The sequence below is a fragment of the Pseudarthrobacter sp. SL88 genome (assembly GCF_026672455.1).
GTDB lineage: Bacteria > Actinomycetota > Actinomycetes > Actinomycetales > Micrococcaceae > Arthrobacter.
The window spans coordinates 3,448,611-3,468,907 of sequence record NZ_JAPPRD010000001.1 but is presented as its reverse complement, the minus strand read 5'-3'; the positions used below and the strand labels follow the sequence as shown (position 1 = coordinate 3,468,907).

At 66.9% G+C, this 20,297-nt stretch carries 19 protein-coding genes; 8 read left to right on the top strand and 11 right to left on the bottom strand.

The features are described 5' to 3' along the window. Window positions 1-46: 46 nt before the first annotated feature. From OVA06_RS15670 to OVA06_RS15655, 4 genes are all read right to left on the bottom strand, one after another. Window positions 47-682, bottom strand: a complete 636-nt coding sequence (locus OVA06_RS15670; RefSeq protein ID WP_268159544.1) for a LysE family translocator — start codon at window positions 680-682, stop codon at window positions 47-49. A gap of 48 nt (window positions 683-730) precedes the next feature. Beyond that, window positions 731-2,227 carry an amino acid permease gene (locus OVA06_RS15665; protein ID WP_268159542.1) on the bottom strand — a complete coding sequence of 499 codons (1,497 nt, stop codon included), beginning with the start codon at window positions 2,225-2,227 and terminating at the stop codon, window positions 731-733. A 150-nt stretch (window positions 2,228-2,377) separates the two neighbouring features. Continuing rightward, the gene (locus OVA06_RS15660; protein ID WP_268159540.1) at window positions 2,378-2,968 is read right to left on the bottom strand and encodes a DinB family protein; all 591 of its coding nucleotides are present in this window, start codon (window positions 2,966-2,968) and stop codon (window positions 2,378-2,380) included. A 64-nt stretch (window positions 2,969-3,032) separates the two neighbouring features. After that, entirely contained in the window at window positions 3,033-3,752 is a 720-nt protein-coding gene (locus OVA06_RS15655; protein ID WP_268159538.1) for a class I SAM-dependent methyltransferase, read from the bottom strand. A gap of 158 nt (window positions 3,753-3,910) precedes the next feature. Here OVA06_RS15655 and OVA06_RS15650 point away from each other — a divergent pair, with 158 nt between their 5' ends. The 4 genes from OVA06_RS15650 to OVA06_RS15635 all read left to right on the top strand — a co-directional run bounded on the left by OVA06_RS15650 (window position 3,911) and on the right by OVA06_RS15635 (window position 8,797). Further along, complete coding sequence (locus tag OVA06_RS15650; RefSeq protein WP_442793557.1) at window positions 3,911-4,744, top strand: IclR family transcriptional regulator; 834 nt, start codon at window positions 3,911-3,913, stop codon at window positions 4,742-4,744. A gap of 212 nt (window positions 4,745-4,956) precedes the next feature. After that, entirely contained in the window at window positions 4,957-6,699 is a 1,743-nt protein-coding gene (locus tag OVA06_RS15645; protein WP_268159536.1) for a urocanate hydratase, read from the top strand. Window positions 6,700-6,804: 105 nt separating this feature from the next. After that, window positions 6,805-8,397 (top strand): histidine ammonia-lyase, encoded by a 1,593-nt coding sequence (gene hutH / locus OVA06_RS15640; RefSeq protein ID WP_268159534.1) that lies wholly within the window; start codon window positions 6,805-6,807, stop codon window positions 8,395-8,397. A gap of 163 nt (window positions 8,398-8,560) precedes the next feature. Then, the gene (locus OVA06_RS15635; RefSeq protein WP_045732783.1) at window positions 8,561-8,797 is read left to right on the top strand and encodes a hypothetical protein; all 237 of its coding nucleotides are present in this window, start codon (window positions 8,561-8,563) and stop codon (window positions 8,795-8,797) included. A 105-nt stretch (window positions 8,798-8,902) separates the two neighbouring features. Here the strand turns inward: OVA06_RS15635 and OVA06_RS15630 are convergent, their stop codons facing one another. Next, a complete protein-coding gene (locus OVA06_RS15630) occupies window positions 8,903-9,163 on the bottom strand; it encodes a hypothetical protein (RefSeq protein WP_261620115.1) in 261 nt (86 codons plus the stop codon). Between the two features lie 187 nt (window positions 9,164-9,350). On the opposite strand from OVA06_RS15630, the gene OVA06_RS15625 reads away from it, so the two are divergent. Beyond that, window positions 9,351-10,220, top strand: a complete 870-nt coding sequence (locus OVA06_RS15625; RefSeq protein ID WP_268159529.1) for a fumarylacetoacetate hydrolase family protein — start codon at window positions 9,351-9,353, stop codon at window positions 10,218-10,220. 11 nt (window positions 10,221-10,231) lie between these two features. On the opposite strand, the gene OVA06_RS15620 is transcribed toward OVA06_RS15625, so the two are convergent. Genes OVA06_RS15620 through OVA06_RS15605 form a run of 4 tightly spaced genes read right to left on the bottom strand, consistent with a single transcriptional unit; the run spans window position 10,232 to window position 13,711 of the window. Beyond that, on the bottom strand, window positions 10,232-10,624 hold the full coding sequence (locus OVA06_RS15620; protein ID WP_015935818.1) for a universal stress protein: 393 nt from the start codon (window positions 10,622-10,624) through the stop codon (window positions 10,232-10,234). 37 nt (window positions 10,625-10,661) lie between these two features. Continuing rightward, window positions 10,662-12,200: a tripartite tricarboxylate transporter permease gene (locus OVA06_RS15615; protein ID WP_268159526.1), complete on the bottom strand. Its 1,539-nt coding sequence runs from the start codon at window positions 12,198-12,200 to the stop codon at window positions 10,662-10,664. Continuing rightward, window positions 12,201-12,704: a tripartite tricarboxylate transporter TctB family protein gene (locus OVA06_RS15610; RefSeq protein ID WP_091717869.1), complete on the bottom strand. Its 504-nt coding sequence runs from the start codon at window positions 12,702-12,704 to the stop codon at window positions 12,201-12,203. It abuts the gene before it with no gap. Then, complete coding sequence (locus tag OVA06_RS15605; RefSeq protein WP_268159523.1) at window positions 12,701-13,711, bottom strand: Bug family tripartite tricarboxylate transporter substrate binding protein; 1,011 nt, start codon at window positions 13,709-13,711, stop codon at window positions 12,701-12,703. Before OVA06_RS15605 ends, OVA06_RS15610 begins: the two co-directional genes overlap by 4 nt. A 256-nt stretch (window positions 13,712-13,967) precedes the next feature. Here OVA06_RS15605 and OVA06_RS15600 point away from each other — a divergent pair, with 256 nt between their 5' ends. Both OVA06_RS15600 and OVA06_RS15595 read left to right on the top strand, forming a co-directional pair. Further along, window positions 13,968-15,542, top strand: a complete 1,575-nt coding sequence (locus OVA06_RS15600) for a sensor histidine kinase (protein ID WP_056076988.1) — start codon at window positions 13,968-13,970, stop codon at window positions 15,540-15,542. Further along, entirely contained in the window at window positions 15,539-16,210 is a 672-nt protein-coding gene (locus OVA06_RS15595; RefSeq protein ID WP_268159521.1) for a response regulator, read from the top strand. The genes OVA06_RS15600 and OVA06_RS15595 overlap by 4 nt, the downstream gene beginning before the upstream one ends. Window positions 16,211-16,252: 42 nt before the next feature. On the opposite strand, the gene hutG is transcribed toward OVA06_RS15595, so the two are convergent. Then, on the bottom strand, window positions 16,253-17,230 hold the full coding sequence (gene hutG, locus OVA06_RS15590) for a formimidoylglutamase (RefSeq protein WP_268159519.1): 978 nt from the start codon (window positions 17,228-17,230) through the stop codon (window positions 16,253-16,255). Window positions 17,231-17,463: 233 nt separating this feature from the next. Between hutG and OVA06_RS15585 the strand changes: the two genes are divergently transcribed. Further along, window positions 17,464-18,768: a cation:proton antiporter gene (locus tag OVA06_RS15585; protein WP_268159517.1), complete on the top strand. Its 1,305-nt coding sequence runs from the start codon at window positions 17,464-17,466 to the stop codon at window positions 18,766-18,768. A 30-nt stretch (window positions 18,769-18,798) separates the two neighbouring features. On the opposite strand, the gene OVA06_RS15580 is transcribed toward OVA06_RS15585, so the two are convergent. After that, window positions 18,799-20,241, bottom strand: coding sequence for an NCS2 family permease (locus OVA06_RS15580; protein WP_056076980.1), 1,443 nt, complete (start codon window positions 20,239-20,241; stop codon window positions 18,799-18,801). Between the last annotated feature and the right edge of the window lie 56 nt (window positions 20,242-20,297).

Genomic DNA, 20,297 nt, shown 5'->3' with positions numbered 1-20,297 from the left:
CCGGCCGGTCCGGTGGCTACGCTTCATGCCGGGGTGTGGGTGTTTCCTAGGATTTGCTGCCCGTCAGGGCCAGTGTCCCGCCGAGGCCGATCATCAGTGTGCCGCCGGTGGCCTTGACGGTGGAAACCCGGCGCGGCGACCGGGCAAACCATTCCCGGGCGGTTCCGGCGGCCACGGCCCACAGGCTGTCGGAAACCACTGCAATGAAGAGGAACACCGCGCCGAGGACCCCCAGCTGCAGGGGAATCGACCCCGACGGATAGTCGACGAACTGCGGGAGCACAGCCACGAAGAACACCACGGACTTCGGGTTCGTGGCACCCACCACCGCCCCTTCTGCCACCAGCCGCCGCGGCCGGGTGGCGGTTGCACGGCCTTCGGAACCGGCGGGGACTTTCCGGTGCCTGATGGCCTGGACGCCCAGGTAGACCAGGTAGGCGGCCCCGGCGAATTTCACTGCGCTGAAGAGCAGTACCGACTGCGCCACCAGCACGCCAACCCCCAGCGCGACAGCAGCCACCTGCAGAAGCTGGCCGCAGGCATTGCCCAGCACTGTCAGGACGCCACCTTTCCAGCCCAGGGCCAGGGACCGCCCGATGACGAACAGGACGCTGGGGCCGGGGACAGCAATCAGCACCACCGAGGCCAGCGCGAACGCCAGGAGGCTGGAGGCATGAACCATGCCTGATCTTAGCCCCGGGAGGAGCCGCCTGGCGCTGTCTTGCCGCGCTCAGTCCGCCCGGGTGCCCCGGGCAGCCCCGACCACCGGTAGCGGCGAGGTTTCGTCTTCAAGGTGGGCCCGCCGTCGTCCGTCACCCTTGACCCACAGGCGGTAGCCGAGGACCAGGAGTCCCAGCCATGCTGCGCCGACGTAGAGGGCGATCCGGGTGTCCTCGAAGGCGCCGAGTACAACGATGACCAGTGCCATGAATGCGATGGTCAGCACCGATGCCGCGGGCCACCATGGCGAGGGGAACTCCGACGCCGGGAGTCCGCTGTGCTTGATTTCCCGCTTCATTGCCACATGGGAAGCGAGGATCATGACCCACACCCACACGGTGGCGAAGGTGGCGATCGAGGCGATGACCAGGAAGACGTCCTCGGGAATGACGGCGTTCAGGACCACGCCCACCAGGAGGATCGCGGTCATCATGACCACCGTCATCCACGGAACTCCGTGCCGGGAGACCTTGCCGAAGGCGGCGGGTGCATGGCCCTGCCGGGAGAGTCCGAAGAGGATGCGTCCGGCACCGAAGATGTCGCTGTTGATGGCCGAAAGCGCTGCCGTGATGACCACGGCGTTCAGGATGTGGGGCGCGGCCGGGATGCCCAGCCCGCTGAAGATCTGGACGAACGGGCTGCCGTTGCTTCCCACCTCGTTCCAGGGGAAGAGGCTCATGAGGACGCCGAGGGTGAGGACGTAGAACAGCAGCACGCGGACCGGAACGGTGTTGACGGCCTTGGGGATGACCTTCTTGGGCTCGGCCGCTTCGCCCGCGGTGATGCCGAGGGTTTCGATGCCGCCGAAGGCGAACATCACCACGGCAAAGGATGCCAGGAGCCCGCCGAACCCGTTGGGGAACAGGCCGCCGTGCTCAACCAGGTTACCCAGGCCCGGTGCCACGCTGGAGCCGCCGGCCTGGAAACCGAAGGCGATGATTGCTGCTCCGCCGGCGATCATCGCAACGATGGCTGCCACCTTGATCAGCGAGAACCAGAACTCGAGCTCGCCGAAGACCTTGACGCTGAGGAGGTTCAGGGCGGCCAGGAAGCAGATGATGGCCAGGATCCAGATCCAGCGGTCTACCTGCGGAAACCAGAAGCCCATGTAGATACTGAAAGCCGTGACGTCGGCGATGGCCACGATCGCCATCTCGAACACGTAGGTCCAGCCGGTCACGAAGCCGGCCAGCGGGCCGAGGTAGCGGCTGGCGTACTGGCCGAAGGAGCCGGATACCGGGTGCCGCACGGCCATCTCGCCCAGTGCCCGCATCACCATGAAGACTGCGGCGCCGCCGATGATGTAGGCCAGCAGGACGGCGGGGCCCGCCTTCTGGATGGCGGAAGCGGAGCCGTAAAAGAGGCCGGTGCCGATGGCCGAGCCCAGCGCCATGAACCGGATGTGGCGGACGTTCAGCCCGCGGTTCAGGACGCTTCCGACGGCGGCTGCCCGCGTCTGCTGTCCGGTGCGGCTTTCGTTCCGGGTTGGGGATGGTGCTTGTTGCATACACTTACCTTCTCGTCTTTGGGAGGGGAGCCGCTAACCAGCAGACCACTTCCGGGGACGCCGTGATGAGCCTCACGCAGGCTTGGTGTCTTTGATCTCAGACTGACCGGGCGGCCCTGGTCAGTGAGCACGGCGCCTGCGGTGGGTCGGCTACTCCCGCTCTTCAGCTGCCGCGGCCCGCGCTGCACTTTCGATGTCAGCCCGGTGGCTGGCCCATTCCTCCGGTGACCGTGACGTCAGGTTGGGGTCGCCGGGGCGCTGGCCTGCCGTCCCGTCGATCAGTTCCCGGAGGATGTCCGCGTGGCCCAGGTGGTGCGCCCGTTCGGCCACCATGTGCACCAGGACCTGGTGCAGGGTGACTTGGCGTCGCTCCTCCGGCCACCATGGCACCGACCCCACTGCATCCAGCGGCAGGGCTTCGATGGTGGCATCGCTGTGCTCGCCGGCGAACCGATGCAGCTCGAGGATGTCCGCGAGGGATTCATCAGCGGAGGCCCACATGTCCGCATCGGGGAGGGCGTCGGCGTCCAGCCACGGCAGGCGCCGCCCGCTGGGCCGGCCGAAGACCACCCCAAAGTAGTCGAGCTCCACGCTGGCCACATGCTTGACCAGGCCCAGGAGGTTGGTGCCGGTGGGTGTCAGTGGGCGGCGTGCGTCGTACTCGCCCAGCCCATCGAGCTTGACCACCAAATCGTCCCGCCGGACCCGGAGGTAGCGGTGCAGTGTCTCTTTCTCATCCATGAAGCGCAGCCTATCCACGAATGGCTGGACATCCGGTCCCTGCCGGTAAACCGTCAACGCCCCATCACACGGCGCGGCAGACAAAAACCATGATGGGCGCGTGATCGGCAAAGGGTGTACGGATCCAGTCGCCGTAGGTCGCCTCCAGGGCGAAACCCGCCGCGCGCACATCCCGGGTGATGGTGTTGCGGTCGCGGAATGCCAGCTGCTGCGTTTCGTCGACGCATTCACCTGTGGCGGCAAACGTGGTGGACGTCTGAAGCTCCACGACTCCCGGTGCCGGTGCGGAGACAGTCCTACGCTCGATCAACGGCCCGTGCAGGCTGTCCCGTCGTTTGTCCTCGAATGCCCAGTTGTCCCAGGCGCGCACTGCCGGATTCCGGCTTTCGAAGGCCAGCGTTCCGCCGTTCCCCATTGCCAGCCGGAGGTCCCGAAGTGTCCTGGACCATGCGGCGCCCGGAATCGCCTGGACAACATTGCCGGTCATGACGGCGAAGTCGTAGCCGGTCCCGGGGATGCTCGTGCTGTCGCCCACCACCCAGTCAACCTGTGCGGCGCCCGGCCTGTTGCGGGCGAAACCGATCATCGATGCTGACGGGTCAACTCCCACCACCGAGCGTTCCACTGAGGCAAGAGTGACAGTGAGGATGCCTGTGCCGCACCCCAAATCCACCACGCTCCGGGCAGACGCTTCGCCGGCGAGGCCGCGGTAGAAATCATGGTCGGGCCCGTCCGGATTGTCCTGGTCATACACATCTACGAGGCGCGGGTCGTAGTCGGTCATGCAGGCCAGCCTAGGCCACGGAATGCCGGATCTGCATGTTCCACTTGTCCGGAATCCCAGACAGACCCAGGCTCAACAGCAACTTTGAAGCCCTGATGAAGGTGCATGCTGGAGTATGGGATCCCGGACACGGCCGGATCCCGGTGAAGGGAGTGCGGATGGTTGCCATGGAGACGATGCCGAGGGCAGCGGAACAGCCGGCGCAAGATGCCAGGCCGGCGTCGAAGGTCCCTGCTGCCGAGAACACGCTCCGGATCCTCAAGCTGCTGGCCTCCCGCCGCGGCCCGATGGCCGCCTCGCAGATCGCCTCGTCGCTGGGCCTGCCGCGCTCCAGTGTCTACCACCTGCTGGGGGTGATGGAGGCGAACGGATTTGTCCTGCACCTGCATGAGGAGCAGCGCTACGGCCTGGGGATCAGCGCCTTCGAGCTGAGCTCGGCGTACTCCCGGCAGGAACCACTTTCCCGGCTGGGCCGGCCCCTGCTGGCGTCGCTGGTGGACGCGCTGGGGGAGAGCGCCCACCTGGCTGTCCTCCACGGCCGGGACGTGCTGTACATCGTGGAGGAGCGGGCCAAGAACCGCCCGTCGCTGGTGACCGACGTCGGCGTCCGGCTTCCCAGCCACCTCACCGCGAGCGGCCGGGCCATCCTTGCGGCCCTCCCGAAATCGCAGGTCCGCGCGCTGTACCCCAATGCCGCCGCGTTCACTGCAAGGCACGAAACCGAATCACCCATCATGAAGTACTCGGCGCTCTCCTCGCACCTGGACCAGGTGCGGCAGCGCGGTTACGCCACGGAACACGGCGAGGTGACCCCCGGTTTTGGCTCCATCGCCGCAGCCGTGACCGACCACCTTGGCTGGCCCACCGCCGCGGTGGCCGTCACCTTCCTGGAGGAAAAGGTTGCCGCGGACTCCTGGCCCGTCCTGGCCGCCCGGGTGCAAAAAGTGGCCAACGAACTGTCCGTCCGCATCCACGGACGGCCCGCCAAATAGCCCCACTTGCGCCATCACATCGTGTCCCTAAAACCCCCTGTTAGGGACTCGAAGTGATAGGGCACCGCGGGGAGGCGGGCATGTCTGGAATCCCGGACAGCACCGCCGCAAAACCCCTGTAAGGCCCGTTACCAAAGGGCTTTAGTAGATACAGAAGAACTTTCCCGTCCCGGACTTCCGCAGAACCAGACACACAATGAAAAGGAGCCACCATGGCACCCGCCGATTTCACCACCGGTGCCCGCCCGGTCAAAGCAGCCCGCGGCACTGAGCTCACCGCCAAGTCGTGGCAGACCGAAGCGCCGCTGCGCATGCTGATGAACAACCTGGACCCCGAGGTGGCAGAACGCCCGGACGATCTTGTGGTCTACGGCGGCACCGGCCGCGCCGTCCGGTCCTGGGCAGCGTTCGACGCCATTACCCGCACCCTCGAAACCATGGAAAAGGACGAGACCCTCCTGGTCCAGTCCGGCAAGCCGGTGGGCGTGTTCCGCACCCACGAATGGGCGCCGCGGGTCCTGCTGGCCAACTCCAACCTGGTGGGCGACTGGGCAACCTGGCCCGAGTTCCGCCGCCTCGAAGCCGAAGGCCTGCTGATGTACGGCCAGATGACGGCCGGCTCCTGGATCTACATTGGCACGCAGGGCATCCTGCAGGGCACCTACGAAACCTTCGCCGCCGTCGGACGCAAACTCGCGGACGCCCGGCAGGACACCGCAGGCCGCCCTGCTCCGGCCGCCGAAGGGTCCGCCGAAGGACCCCTCGCCGGAACCCTGACCCTGACCGGCGGCTGCGGCGGCATGGGCGGCGCCCAGCCGCTCGCCGTCACCCTCAACGACGGCGCCTGCCTGATCGTCGACGTCGACGAAACCCGCCTGCGCCGCCGCGCCGGCAAGCGCTACCTGGACGAGGTTGAAACAGACCTCGACGCCGCCATCGCCAAGGTGCTCAAGGCCAAGGAAGAGCGCCGCGGCTGGTCGGTGGGCTATGTGGGCAACGCCGCCGAAGTGTTCCCGGAACTGCTCCGCCGCCACCAGGCCGGCGAGCTGGCCATCGACGTTCTCACGGACCAGACCAGCGCCCACGACCCCCTGTCCTACCTTCCCGAGGGCATCACCGTGGAGGAATGGCACACCGAGGCGGCAGCCGATCCCGAGGGATTCACCAAGAAGGCGCAGGCTTCCATGGCCCGCCAGGTCCAGGCGATGGTGGAGTTCCAGGACGCCGGCGCCGAGGTGTTCGACTACGGAAACTCCATCCGCGACGAAGCCCGCAAGGGCGGCTACACCCGGGCGTTCGAATTCCCCGGCTTCGTCCCCGCCTACATCCGCCCCTTGTTCTGCGAGGGTCTCGGCCCGTTCCGCTGGGTGGCATTGTCCGGTGATCCGGAGGACATCCGCGTCACCGACGAAGCCATCAAGGAGCTCTTCCCCGAGAACAAGCACCTGCACAAGTGGATCGACGCCGCCCAGGAGCGCGTCGAGTTCGAAGGCCTGCCCGCCCGCATCTGCTGGCTGGGATACGGCGAGCGCGCCAAGGCCGGGCTGTTGTTCAACCGCCTGGTCAAGGAAGGCAAGGTCAAGGCTCCGATCGTGATCGGCCGTGACCACCTGGACTCCGGCTCCGTCGCGTCCCCGTACCGGGAAACCGAAGCCATGGCCGACGGCTCGGACGCCATCGCCGACTGGCCGCTGCTGAACGCCCTGCTCAACACCTCCTCGGGCGCCACGTGGGTGTCCATCCACCACGGTGGAGGCGTCGGCATCGGCCGCTCCATCCACGCCGGCCAGGTCTCCGTGGCCGACGGCACCGACCTCGCCGCCGAAAAGCTCGAACGCCTCCTCACCAACGATCCCGGCATGGGCGTCATCCGGCACGTCGACGCCGGCTACGACCGGGCCGCCGAGGTCGCCAAGGAACGCGGCGTCCGCATCCCCATGAACGAGACCCGCTAACCACATCATGCCGCTGACCCAACTGAGTCGCAGCAGATGTCGTTTTGAAGGCTCATAACGACATCTGCTGCTACCTGGTTGGGAGTAACCACCGAAGTAGGAATCATGACTCTCACCACTCACGAACCGCTGACCGTCACCCTCGGATCCGCCGGCGTTACGCCTGAGGATGTGCTCGCCGTCGCGCGCCACAACGCCAAGGTGACCATCTCGCAGGACGCCCTGGACACCGTTGCCAGGGTCCGCGCCCACATTGACGGCCTCGCGGCCAGCGACACCCCGGCCTACGGCATCTCCACCGGCTTCGGGGCGTTGGCCAACCGGCACATCCCCAACGATCTGCGAACCCAGCTGCAGAAGTCGCTGATCCGCAGCCACGCCGCAGGGATGGGGCCGGCCGTTGAGCGGGAGGTGGTGCGCGGCATCATGTTCCTGCGCGCCAAGACCCTGGCATCCGGCCGCACCGGCGTCCGCCCGGTGGTCCTGCAGACCATGGTGGACGTCCTCAACGCCGGCATCACACCGGTGGTCCGCGAGTTCGGCTCGCTGGGCTGCTCCGGCGACCTCGCACCCCTCTCGCACTGCGCCCTGGTGCTGATGGGCGAAGGCGAGGCGGAAGGGCCCGACGGCGTCCGCTACGGTGGGCGCGGTGAGGAACCTGTCGCCGGGCTGCTTGCAGACCACGGCATCGAGCCCGTCGTCCTCGCCGAGAAAGAAGGCCTGGCGCTGGTCAACGGCACCGAGGGCATGCTGGGCATGCTGCTGATGGCCATCGCCGACCTCCGCAAACTCCTGACGACGGCGGACATCACCGCCGCGCTCAGTGTCGAGGCACTGCTGGGCACCGACCAGGTGTTCCTGCCTGAACTGCATGCCGCCCTGCGGCCGCACCCGGGCCAGGCGGCCAGCGCGGACAACATGCTGCGGGTCCTTTCCAACTCCCCGATCGTCGCGTCCCACCGGGTGGGGGACTCCAAGGTCCAGGACGCGTACTCGCTGCGCTGCGCACCCCAGGTGGCCGGGGCCGTCCGCGACACCGTGGACCACGCCGAGCTGGTGGCATCCCGCGAGCTCGCCGCGGCAATCGACAACCCCGTGGTCCTGCCGGACGGGCGCGTCAGCTCCAACGGCAACTTCCACGGCGCCCCGGTGGCCTACGTCCTGGACTACCTGGCCATCGCCGTGGCCGACCTCAGCTCCATCGCCGAGCGCCGCACGGACCGGATGCTGGACCCGGCGCGTTCGCACGGCCTGCCGGCATTCCTTGCCGCGGACCCCGGCGTGGATTCCGGCCTGATGATCGCCCAGTACACCCAGGCCGGCCTGGTTTCGGACAACAAGCGGCTGGCAGTGCCCGCGTCCGTTGACTCCATCCCCAGCTCCGCCATGCAGGAGGACCACGTGTCCATGGGCTGGCATGCTGCCCGGAAGCTCCGCAAATCTGTGGAGAACCTCCGCCGTGTCCTGGCCATCGAGCTGGTGGCCTCGGCCCGGGCGCTGGACATGCGCACGCAACTGTCCGGCGGCGCCCTCACACCGGGACCGGCGGGAACCGCCGTCGTGGCCGCGTTGCGAACCGTCGTGGACGGTCCGGGAAAGGACCGCTTCCTCTCGCCGGAACTCGAAGCGGCTGACCGCCTCGTTTCCTCGGGCGACGTGCTCAGGGCAGCCGAATCCGCCGTCGGAACGCTCGCCTGACACCGAAGAATCTTCAGCGTCTGCGCACTCCGCGTCCATCAGTTGGAATTTTGTCCGACACGGCGGCCGGTGGCACGCGGAGTGTAGTAGAACTGAAGGTGTAGTGAAAGTCACACCGAAGACGCTGTGACGGCAGAACGCATACAAAGGGGTAGTAGTTCAAATGAAAGCACGTGGGGCAGTCCTGTCGAGGCGCCATGCCCATTCCGCCGCGGTATCCGACTGGAAATCACTCCAGGTTGGCGACCACGTCGAGATCATGAAGCATGCGCATGTGGTAGCCGCCGGGGAGGTGGAAGAAGTATCCCAGAGCGGAAACGTTCTCTGGCTTGTACCGGCTGGGCCGGCGGAGAAGCAGCTCTTCCTCAAGTCCGACGGCGTGCAGGTGCGCCGCAGCTAGCATTACGGCCCGCACTACGGAACGGACCAAACGAAAATCCCCGCACAGCCTCACGGCAGGGCGGGGATTTTCGCGTTTATGAGTTATGTGGCGGCAGTGGCGCTGTCAGGCCGCGATGGCCTCGAACGTCTGGCCGAACGGCACCGACTCGTCCAGGGCAACCGTGTAGCGCCCGGGGTAGTGGCGGGTCACCAAAATCCCGCACGAAGCATCCTGTGCTGCCACGCTGATCAGCTCGGCAACCGCGCCTTCCAGTCCGGCGTGGACTTCGCTGGCACTGGAGAATTCCAGGTCGATGGACCGGTGCGCGGGCGCTTCGGCAAGGCCGAAGGCGGCGGGACGGCGTTCCAAGGTAGCTGTACTCATGTGCTGAACTTTCTGTATTTTTGCCTGAAGCTACAACAGTTTACCGGCTGGCGGGCCAGATGTCAGATGTCTGTTCTCTTATCGCCGGTCATAAACCGCCGGTTCACGGTGCACGGCAGCAATCCGCGACGATGGAGTGGGGGCACGGAGCACCCGGCCCGCAACCCGCCATCAAAGGAGATCCGCCATGAAAATCATGCGCCTGGGCAACGCCGGCGAGGAGCAGCCGGCAGTACTGGTTCCCGGAGCGGACGGCACCGACAGGTACTTCAGCCTGCTGCCCCTCACCACGGATGTGGACGGCGGATTCCTTGCCGCCGGCGGCCTGGACCGGGTGCGGGAAGCCCTGGCGGCAGGGGAACTGCCACTCCTTGAGAATGCCGGGAACCTCCGTATTGGCGCTCCGCTGGCCCGGCCGGGCTCGGTGGTGGGCATCGGCATGAATTACGCGGCCCACGCGGCCGAATCCGGTGCCGCACCCCCGGAAATCCCCGTGGTGTTCCTCAAGCCAGCCAACACTGTCACGGGACCCTGCGATCCTGCCCCCATCCCGCCGCACTCCCGTAAGTACGACTGGGAAGTGGAACTCGGCATCGTGATCGGCAAGGAGGCCAGCTACCTCGCGTCCGAAGAGGAAGCCCGGGAGTGCATCGCCGGATACGTCACGGCCAACGACCTTTCCGAACGCGAATACCAGATCCCGGGGGCGGCGGGCCAGTGGACCAAAGGCAAGTCGCTTCCCGGGTCCACGCCGCTGGGCCCGTGGCTGGTTCCGGCAGGGGATGTGGACGCCGGAAACCTGGCCCTGGGCAGTTGGGTCAACGGGGACGTGCGCCAGGACTCGAACACGGGGGGACTGATCTTCAGCCCGCCAACGCTCGTCCACCACTGCAGCCAGTACATGCGGCTGGAGCCCGGTGATGTGATCATCACCGGGACTCCGGAGGGGGTGGCGCTGAGCGGCCGCTTCCCCTACCTCCAGCCGGGGGATGTGGTGGAGGTGGAGGTGGAAGGGCTGGGCCGCCAGCGCCAGGAGCTTTACCGCGCGGGTGCTTAGGCGCCGGTTCGCTAACCCGCTTTGACGGCCAGGACGGGGCAGTCGGCTTCCAGCAGGATCCGCTGGGAGACGCTGCCCATGATCAGCTTGCCCACCGGGGTCCGGCGGCGCAGGCCGATCACGATCAGCTCGGCGTTGTGCTCCTCGGCCGCGTCGAGGACTTCCGCTGCGGCATCGTGGCCACGGACCGGCTGCTTGATCACGTGGTCGATGCCCTGGGTGGCAAGACGGTCCTCGATGCTTTGGATCTCCTGCTCCTGGGCGTAGCGGTTGTCCACCAGGGCGTCACCCCTGGAGGAGTTGATGACCAGCAGGGTGGTGCTGCTCCTGCGGGCCTCGGCGATCGCCTGGGTGAGGGCGGCTTCGCCTTCGGGTGTTGGGACGTATCCCACCACGATGGTCATGGTGTCTCCTTTGGTTTCGTGGTCCGCGCTCGGCGGTTCAGTCGCTGTAGTCTGCTGCGCCGGAGTTCGCCGGAAGCAGCGGGCTGTTCTTCGGACGGTTGCGGCGGATCAGCTTGTAGGCAAACGGCCACAGCAGGATCAGGCCGATGATGACGTAGATCCCGACGGCGATCGGCTCGCTCCACAGGCCGGCGGGGTCGCCTGCACTCAGCTGCAGGGTCTTGCGCAGCTGCCCCTCAATGCGCGGACCCAGAATCACGCCGAGGATCAGCGGCAGCACGGGAAGGCCGAAGCGCCGCATCATGAACCCGAGTGCGCCGAGCACAAGCAGGATCACCAGGTCGAAGGCCTGCAGGTTCACCGAGTAGGCGCCCAGCGTGGCGAAGAACAGGATGCCTGCGTACAGGTACGGGCGGGGGAGCTGCAGCAGCTTGGCCCACATTGGTGCCAGCGGCAGGTTGATGATCAGCAACAGGAAGTTGCCGATGAAGAGGCTGGCGATCAGCGCCCAGACCAGGGGTCCTTGGCTGGTGAAGAGCTGCGGGCCCGGCTGGATGCCGTAGGACGTGAAGGCGGCGAGCATCACGGCTGCCGTGGCGTTGGTGGGCAGGCCCAGGGCCAGCATGGGGGTCAGGGTCCCGGCAGCGGCGGCGTTGTTGGCCGCTTCCGGGCCGGCGACACCTTCAATGGCGCCCTTGCCGAACTCTTCAGGGTGCTTGCTGAGGCGCTTTTCCGTGACATAGGAGAGGAAGGTGGGAATTTCGGCCCCACCGGCAGGGAGCGCACCAAAGGGGAAACCGAAGGCGGTGCCCCGCAGCCACGGCTTCCAGGAACGCTTCCAGTCGGACTTGCCCATCCAGGGCTGACCCACGGGGATCGCATGCAGCGGTGTCCGGCGCAGGTGCGCCGCTACCCACAGTGCCTCGCCCACGGCGAAGATGGCTACCGCCACCACCACGATGTCCAGGCCGTCCGCCAGGAGCGGCTGGCCGAACGTCAGCCGGCGCTGGCCGGTGACGGAGTCCATTCCCACCAGGCCGATGGCCAGGCCGAGGCCCAGGGAAGCGAAACCGCGCAGCCGCGATGAACCGAGCACCGCCGTAACGGCCAGCAGGGCAAGCACCATGATGGCGAAGTAGCTGGGAGCGCCGAGGCTCACGGCGAACTTCACTACGATCGGTGCGCAAACGGCGAGCAGCGCCGTGCCGATGGTGCCGGCGACGAACGAGCCGATGGCCGCCGTCGCAAGCGCCTGCGCGGCCCGGCCGGCTTTGGCCATCTTGTTGCCCTCGATGGCGGTCACCACGGAGGACGATTCACCGGGGGTGTTGAGCAGGATCGAGGTGGTGGAGCCGCCGTACATTCCGCCGTAGTAGATGCCGGCGAACATGATGAAGGCGCTGGTGGGCTCCAGGGCGTAGGTGACCGGGAGCAGCAGGGCGACGGTCATGGCCGGGCCCAGGCCGGGAAGCACGCCGACGGCGGTGCCCAGGATGACGCCGATGACGGCATACATGAAATTCATGGGAGTCAGGGCGGTGGCAAAGCCGTCCATGAGGGAGGACCAGACGTCCATTTAGAGGATTCCTTCCAGGAGGCCGGCCGGCAGTGCGATGCCCAGGCCGAGGTAGAAGCCGTAGAAGGTCAGCAGGGACAATGCCACGGAAATCAATCCGTCCCGTACGTAATGGCGGCTCCCAAGGGCCAGGACGCTGCCCCAAAACAGGACCGTGCCGGAAATGACCCAGCCGGCCCAGTCGACGAGCAGGATGTTCAGGATGAAGGCCCCCGCCAGTGGCAGGATGGTCTTCCAGTCGGCGGGGTGCTCCAGGTCGACGTCCTCGCCGCCTTCGGCCTCTCCCTTGCCGCCGCGCAGGACGTTGATGGCCAGCAGTACGGCGCAGACCACCAGCATTCCGGCCACGATAAACGGAACGGTCTTGGGCCCTACCGGGTCAGACTTCGAATAAGGGGTTACCAGGCCGTTGGCGTCCAGGAAGACCAGGACGCCGGCCGCGCCGAGCAGGAGTGAGACTCCCAGCTCGGCGCGGCCTTTAAGGCCTGTGGTCAGGGATGTCACGCCAACCCAAGCTTGGTGAGGACGTCTGCCACCCGCTTGTCCTGCTCGGTGAGGAAGCTCTTGAACTCGTCACCGGTGATGAACGCATCGGTCCAGCCGTGGGTTTTCAGTGCTTCCTTCCAGCCTTCGGTGCCGTGCATCTTCTCCAGTGCCGCGATCAGGGAGGACTTGTCCTCGTCGCTGATGCCGGGAGGGGCCACGATGCCGCGCCAGTTGGTGAAGACGAGGTCGATGTTGGATTCCTTCAGCGTGGGGGCGTCGACGCCGTCGAGCCGCTTCTCGCCGCTCGTGGCCAGGACGCGGACCTCGCCGGATTCGATCTGCTTCAGGTACTCGCCGGCGCCGGAGGCCGCGAAGCCCAGCTTGTTGCCGAGGATCGCGGGGAGAAGGTCGCCGCCGCCGTCGTAGGAAACGAAGTTGACCTTGGTGGCGTCGATGCCCACGGCACCTGCCAGCTGCATGGGCAGCAGGTGGTCCGGGCCGCCCGGGGAGGAGCCGCCGCCGACCGCGATGGAACCCGGATCTGCCTTCCACGCCTTCACGAGGTCGTCGATGGTCTTGTACGGGGAGTCCTTGCTGACCATGATGGCGCCGGGCTCTTCGATAAGCCTTGCCAGCGGAGTGGTCTCGGTCAGCTTCGACTCGGACTTGTTGGTGTAGCTGGCACCCACCACGCCCAGGCCCATCAGCATGGTCAGGTCGCCGTTGCCCTTTTCGTTGACAACGCGGGCCAGGCCCACGGTGCCGCCTGCGCCGGCAAGGTTGAAGACTTCGGTGTTGGTGGAGATCTTCTCGTCGTCGAGGACCTTCGCGGCGGCGCGGGCGGTGGTGTCGTAGCCGCCGCCCGGGGTGTTGGGGACCATGATCTGGAGTCCGGTGACGGGCTTGGCGGCGGCGCCGGAGCTCTCGGCACCTGTGGAGCTTTTGCCGGTGGCACCGCAGCCGGTGGCCATCAGGGCGATGCCGGCAGCGACGGCGGCAATTCGCAATGCGCGGATCTGGCGCATGGGGTTCCTCTTCTCATGAAAAACGATCAGCAAGACTGACTGGTGCAACCGATGCTATGGCCGGCCGTGATGCCGGTCACTCTTATGTACGCAGAGAAAGTTAAGTACATTGCGTTCACGTTTCCGAAGTCCCACCCCGCATTCTTCCGCGCCCCGGTGGCGCCGCAGGTGGGATATAGTTCCCACGTATTACGGCCGGGACCGGTGGCCGCATGAAGCCAATAAAGGACCAGCCACAGTGACTCGACGAAGAGGCATGTCCCTCGCGGGGCAATACCTGGTGCTGCAGTTGCTCATCGTGTTGGCCGTGCTGGTGGCGGTGGTGGCCATCTCGCTGGCGCAGTCCGCCGCAGCCTTCGAACGTGTGGAAGGCCGCCGGGCGTTGTCCGCGGCCGAAGCCCTCGGCGCCAACCCTGCCGTCCGCGAGCTGCTTCCGGCGGCCGCCCCGCGGGGCGGTGCAGCACTCCCGGCAGTGGCCGAGTCCGTGCGGATCGTCTCAGGATCCTCCCAGGTGGCGCTTGCCCGGAAGGACCGGACCGTGGTGACCGCGTCGGATCCCAGCCTGCTGGGACAGCAGCTGGCGCTCGGCGAAAGCCGGGTCATGGAAGGCCGGGCCTGGACCGGGGTGCTGACCACCAACGGAACAGCAGTGCTGTCCGCGCACGTTCCGGTCCTGGACGATAGCGGCAAGATGATCGGCATCGCGTCCATCAGCCGCAACTATCCCACCACGTTGGAGCGGCTGGGCGATGCCGTACCCAACCTGCTGACCTATGTGGGCGTGGCAAGCGTCCTCGGCGTCGCTGGTTCACTGTTGCTGTCCCGCAGGGTCAAACGCCAGACGCTGGGTATGGAACCGAGTGAGATCACGGGCTTGGTGGAGAACCGCGAGGCCATGCTGCACGGGCTGAAGGAGGGCGTGGTGGCGCTCGACCCGCACGAGCGGATCACCGTGGCCAACGACAGCGCCAGGGAATTGCTCGGCCTGCCCGCGGACTGTGTGGGCAGGAAACTGGCGTCCCTTCCGGTAGACCCGGCACTGAAAATTGTGCTCACCCGCGACCAGCCGGACCCGGACCAGCTGGTGCTGGTGGGGGAGCGGCTGGTGGTCCTGAACCGGGTCCCCATCCAGTCTCGGGGCCGCGGGATCGGATCGGTGACCACCCTGCGGGACCGGACGGAGCTGTCCTCGCTTGAGCGGGAACTGGGCGCCACCCGGACCGCCACCGACACCCTCCGCGCCCAGGCGCACGAGTTCGCCAACCAGCTGCACGTCATCTCGGGGCTGATCCAGATCGGAGACTATGATTCCGTGGTCCAGTTCGTTAACGGGGCGACCGTGGAACGGACCCGGCTCAGCGACGAGGTGACGGGCAGGATCAAGGATCCGGCCCTGGCCGCGCTGCTCATCGCCAAGTCCAGTCTCGCCACCGAACGGGGCGTCGCCCTCCAGCTCGATCCGGCGTCGTCCCTGCGGCCTGTGGATGAGGAACTGTCGCGGGACCTTGTGACAGTGGCGGGGAACCTGGTGGACAACGCGTTCGACGCCGTCTCCGGGCTCCCGCAGGCAGCGGTCCGGGTCCTGGTGGAAGATGGTGAGGGACAGGTGGTGGTGACGGTCCGGGACAATGGCCACGGGGTTCCCGCCGACGCAGCGGACCACATCTTCCGGCAGGGCTTCACCACCAAGGATGCCCGGCGGGAAGGCGGCCGCGGCTTCGGGCTGGCCCTCTCCCGCGTGGTGTGCCGCAGGTCCGGCGGCGACCTGGCGGTGGCCAACGACAACGGGGCAGTCTTCACCGCCCGCTTCAACAAAGGTGCACACGCATGATCAAGGTCCTGATAGTCGATGACGACTTCATGGTGGCCAAAGTCCACGCCGGCTTCATCCAGCGCACCGCGGGCTTCACCGTGGTGGGCGCCGCGCACACCGGTGCCCAGGCCGTCGTTGAGACACAACGCCTCCAGCCGGACCTGGTGCTGCTGGACATCCACCTTCCGGACATCAACGGCCTGGACCTGATGCACCGGTTGCGGGAGGTGGCGCCGGAGCTCGATGTGCTGGTGATCAGCGCCGCCCGCGAGGTCGAAACGGTGCGCAAAGCGCTGCGCGGCGGGATCGTGCACTACCTCATCAAACCCTTCTCCCAGGCTGACCTGCAGGAGCGGCTGGACCACTATCGCAGCGCCTACCACGGCCTCGATTCGTCCAAGGACGTGGCCGAGCAGTCGGACGTCAACAGGGTTTTCGGCCTGGACAATGCCACGGCCCAGCGGCCGCTGCCCAAGGGGTGCAGCGTAGAGACTTTGCGGTTGGTTGAAGGCGCCTTGAAAAGGGCCGACGGCGACCTGTCGGCTGCCGAGGTTGCCGAACAGTTGGGCACGTCAAGGGTCAGCGCGCGCCGCTACCTGGAGTACCTGCATGACGAAGGGCTGCTGGAGGTCCGGCTGAAATACGGGGTGGGGCGGCCGGAACGCAGGTACCTCCCCAAGCCCTGAGGCCGTCCGGCACTCCGGAATGCTGCCTGGAGGGACGGCCGGTCAGCGGAGCAGCGTGTCCACCAGTCGCGCCGCCACGCGGGCGGTGCGGTGGTCAAGGTCGAACTCCGGGTTCAGTTCCGCCACATCGCAGTGCAGGAGCTTCCCGCTCCGGGCAACCTGCCGGCACACCGCGCTGATGACCGGCAGCGGAACGCCGTAGGCTGCGGGTGCGCTGACGCCGGGTGCCACCGACGCCGGAAGCACGTCCAGGTCGATGGTCAGGTACAGGACATCGATGCCGTCGAGGAAGGACGCCACGAATTCCCCGACCCGGCCCGCTTCGCAGTCCTCGTCCAGCAGGTAGCGGACCCCCAGGCGGTCCGCGGCGTCGAACAGGGCCCGGGTGTTGTTCGCCTCGGAAATCCCCACGACGGCGTACCGGAATTCCCGGCCGGCGCCGGCCTCCGCGCGGGCCATCTGGAGAAACGGGGTCCCGGAGCTGGGAACGGGTTCGTCGCGCAGGTCAAAATGGGCGTCGAGGTTCAGGACACCCAGCCGGCTGCCGTTCCGGACGGCACCGGACCCGCTGACGCCGAGGTAGCTGGCGTAGGCGGTCTCGTGGCCGCCGCCCAGCACCACTGTTAGGCGGTTGGCGTCGAGCAGGGCGGTCACAGCGCTGCCCAGCCGGGCCTGGCCGCCTTCCAGGTCGGCGCCCTGCACCGTGACGTCGCCGGCGTCGTGCACTGCCCGGTCCAGGTGGAAAGCCAGCGGTCCCAGTGCCTTGCGGATTGCGGCGGGGGCGGCAGCCGCACCCGGGCGGCCCTTGTTCCGGCGGACTCCTTCGTCGCTGCAGAACCCCAGCAGGACCGCCGGCCGGCCCTCAGCCAAGGCGCCCGGAGGGTCGTCGTGGCCTCGTGCCGCCCCGTCCGCGCAGGATTCCACCGCCTGCCACCAGCGCCGGTGCTCCGGCCCGTCGCCATCGAACCTGCCGGTCCAGGCGTTGGGCGGGGTGTCGACGTCGGGGGTTAAGGAAGCCATGCTTCAAGCTCACCGCATGGCCGCCGCGAAAGCGAGCAGGACCGCCGTCGTCCTGTCTGGAATCCAAGAACCGGGGAAGGGATGGTTCCACCCACGCGAGGTCCGAGACCGGGGAAGCCCGCAGTCTACGGGGCTGAACGGTGGAGGGAAGGGGTTAAGGTGGAGCAATCCCTCCCGGGACGCATCACGTTGACTGCGCCTTCCCGGCGCCTTGACCGGCTGGAGAACAGCGCGTGTTTGAAGCCCCCAACATCCTTTTCGCCGTGGCAGGCGTGGCAGTTTTCGTTGCCGCCGTGCTCCCTAAATTGCTGCGGAACATGCCGTTTTCCATGCCGATGGTCTTCCTCGGGTCCGGGATGGCGGCGTTCGCCCTGATCCCGACGCTTCCCGATCCGGATCCCCTGGCGCACGGTGACTTTGTCCTGCATCTCGCCGAAATCTGCGTGATCGTTTCCCTGATGGGCGCCGGGCTGGCACTGGACCGGCCACTGGGGCGCAGGGGCTGGTCAACTACGTGGCGGCTCCTGGGAATTGCCATGCCGCTGTGCATCCTGCTGCTCACGCTGCTGGGGCTGTGGTTCCTGGGCCTCGGCCTGGGCGCAGCGCTGCTCGTGGCGTCCGGCCTCGCTCCCACGGATCCGGTTCTGGCATCGGAAGTGCAAGTGGGGGAGCCGGCAGACGACGACGAGGGTACGGACAGGGAAGACGAGGTACGGTTCGGCCTCACGTCCGAAGCGGGACTCAATGACGGGCTCGCCTTTCCTTTCGTGTACCTGGCCATCGCCATCAGCATCGCCGGCTCGGACCCGGCGGCCTGGTTTCCCGAATGGTTCGGTTTGGATGTCCTGTGGCGGCTGGCCGTCGGCCTTCTGGCGGGATTCCTGACCGGAAAGCTGCTGGCGCGCCTCTTCTTCTCGGCCCGGACGGAAAGCCTGCGGCTGTCCAACCATTCGGAGGGATTCGTTGCCCTGGCGGCCACCTTCCTGGCGTACGGCCTGACCGAGATGGTGGAGGGCTACGGTTTCATCGCCGTCTTCGTCTGCGCTGTGACCATCCGGACCGCCGAACGGACACACGGCTATCACCGCGTCCTGCACTCCTATGTGGAGCAGCTGGAACGGCTCATGACCGTGGTCATACTGGTCCTGCTGGGTGGGGCCATAGCCCGCGGGCTCCTGTCCGGGATGGGCATGGCCGAGGTGCTCGTGGCATTGGCGTTCCTGCTGCTGGTCCGCCCGCTGGCAGGCTGGCTGAGCCTGCTGCGCGGGAAGACCGGCCCGCGGGAAAGGATCGCCCTCTCCTTCTTTGGCATCCGCGGGATCGGCTCGCTTTACTACCTGTCATACGCGCTGGGCAAGGGCAGCTTTGCCGGGCAGGCGGAATGGCTGTGGGGCTTCGTTGGCCTGGTGGTGGCACTGTCCATCGTGATCCATGGCGCCACCACGTCTCCCCTGATGAACCGGCTTGACCGGCTGCGGGAAAAGAAAGCCCGGCAGGTGTCCGGCGACGAGGGCCTGGCGCCCAACACCCCTGTCTGACCCAGGGGTTGCTGAGCACGTCAGGCGGCGTTACATGCCCAGGGCGGCCTCGATGGGACCGATGGCGAAGAACAGCAGGAACGCTGCAGCCACGGCCCACATGAGGGGGTGGATTTCCTTGGCCTTGCCCTGAACGGTCCGGATCAGCACGAAGCTGATGAAGCCGGCACCCAGGCCGTTGGCGATCGAGTAGGTGAACGGCATCAGCGTGAAGGTCAGGAACGCCGGGATGGCGATGCCCCAGTCCTGCCAGTCGATCTTGCCCACCTGGGACACCATCATGAAGCCCACCACCACCAGGGCGGGGGCAACTGCCTCGAACGGAACAAGGTTGATGAGCGGGGTGAAGAACATGGCCACCAGAAAGAGCAGGCCGGTGACGATCGAGGCGAGGCCCGTCCGGGCGCCTTCGCCGATGCCCGCGCCGGCTTCAACGTAGATCTGGTTGGAGGACACGGACGCGCCGCCGCCAATGATGGCGCCGAGGGCATCCACCTGCAGGACGCGGTCGACGTCGGGAATGTTGCCGTGCTCGTCCACCGTGCCGGCCTCGTTCGCCAGGCCCACCATGGTGCCCATGGCGTCGAAGAAGATGCTGAGCAGGATGACGAAAGCCAGGAGTGTGGCGGCCACGAAGCCCAGGTGCTCGAAGGCGCCGAACGGGTTGGCCTTGCCGATCAGGGAGAGGTCCGGCGCGGCCCACTCGGAGAACGCGGGGGAAACCAAGGACCAGCCCTGCGGGTTGAACGGCTTGTCAGGCTGCACGCTGGGGCCGATGTGCAGGGTCATTTCCAGGATGACGGCCAGCACGGTGGAGGTGATGATACCGATCAGGATGGCGCCCTTGACCTTGCGGACCACCAGGGCGATGGTGAGCACCAGGCCGAGCACGAACACCGCAGTGGGCCAGCCCAGCAGCTTGCCGTCGAAGCCGAGGCCCACGGGGACGGTGGTGCCGGCAACGTCGGGGATGCGGCGGACGAATCCCGCGTTGACCAGGCCGATCAAGGCGATGAAGAGTCCGATGCCCACCACGATCGCCGTCTTGAGCCCGTCCGGAACGGCTTTGAAGACGGCGGTGCGGAAGCCCGTGAGGACCAGGATGAGCATGGTCACGCCTGAGAGCACCACCAGGCCCATCATGTCCGGCCACGTCAGCCCGGGGTTGGTGGCGACGGTGACCGCCACGAACGCGTTGACGCCCAGGCCGGTTGCCAAGGCGAACGGGTGCTTGGCCCATGCCCCCATCAGGATGGTCAGGATGCCGGCCACGAAGGCCGTGACCGCGGCCACGGCGGTGAACCCGAGGGTGTTGCCGCTGGAGTCCGCCCCGGAAAGGATGAGCGGGTTCAGCACCACGATGTAGCTCATGGCGAAGAAGGTGGCGAACCCGCCGCGGATCTCACGGGAGAGGTTGGAGCCGCGTTCGGTGATCTTGAAATACCGGTCCAGGGCAGAGCCTTGCTTAAGCATTAGTCCTCCGGGGAATGATGTGGGGATACCTGCATCCTATTGGGGAGGCGGCGGGA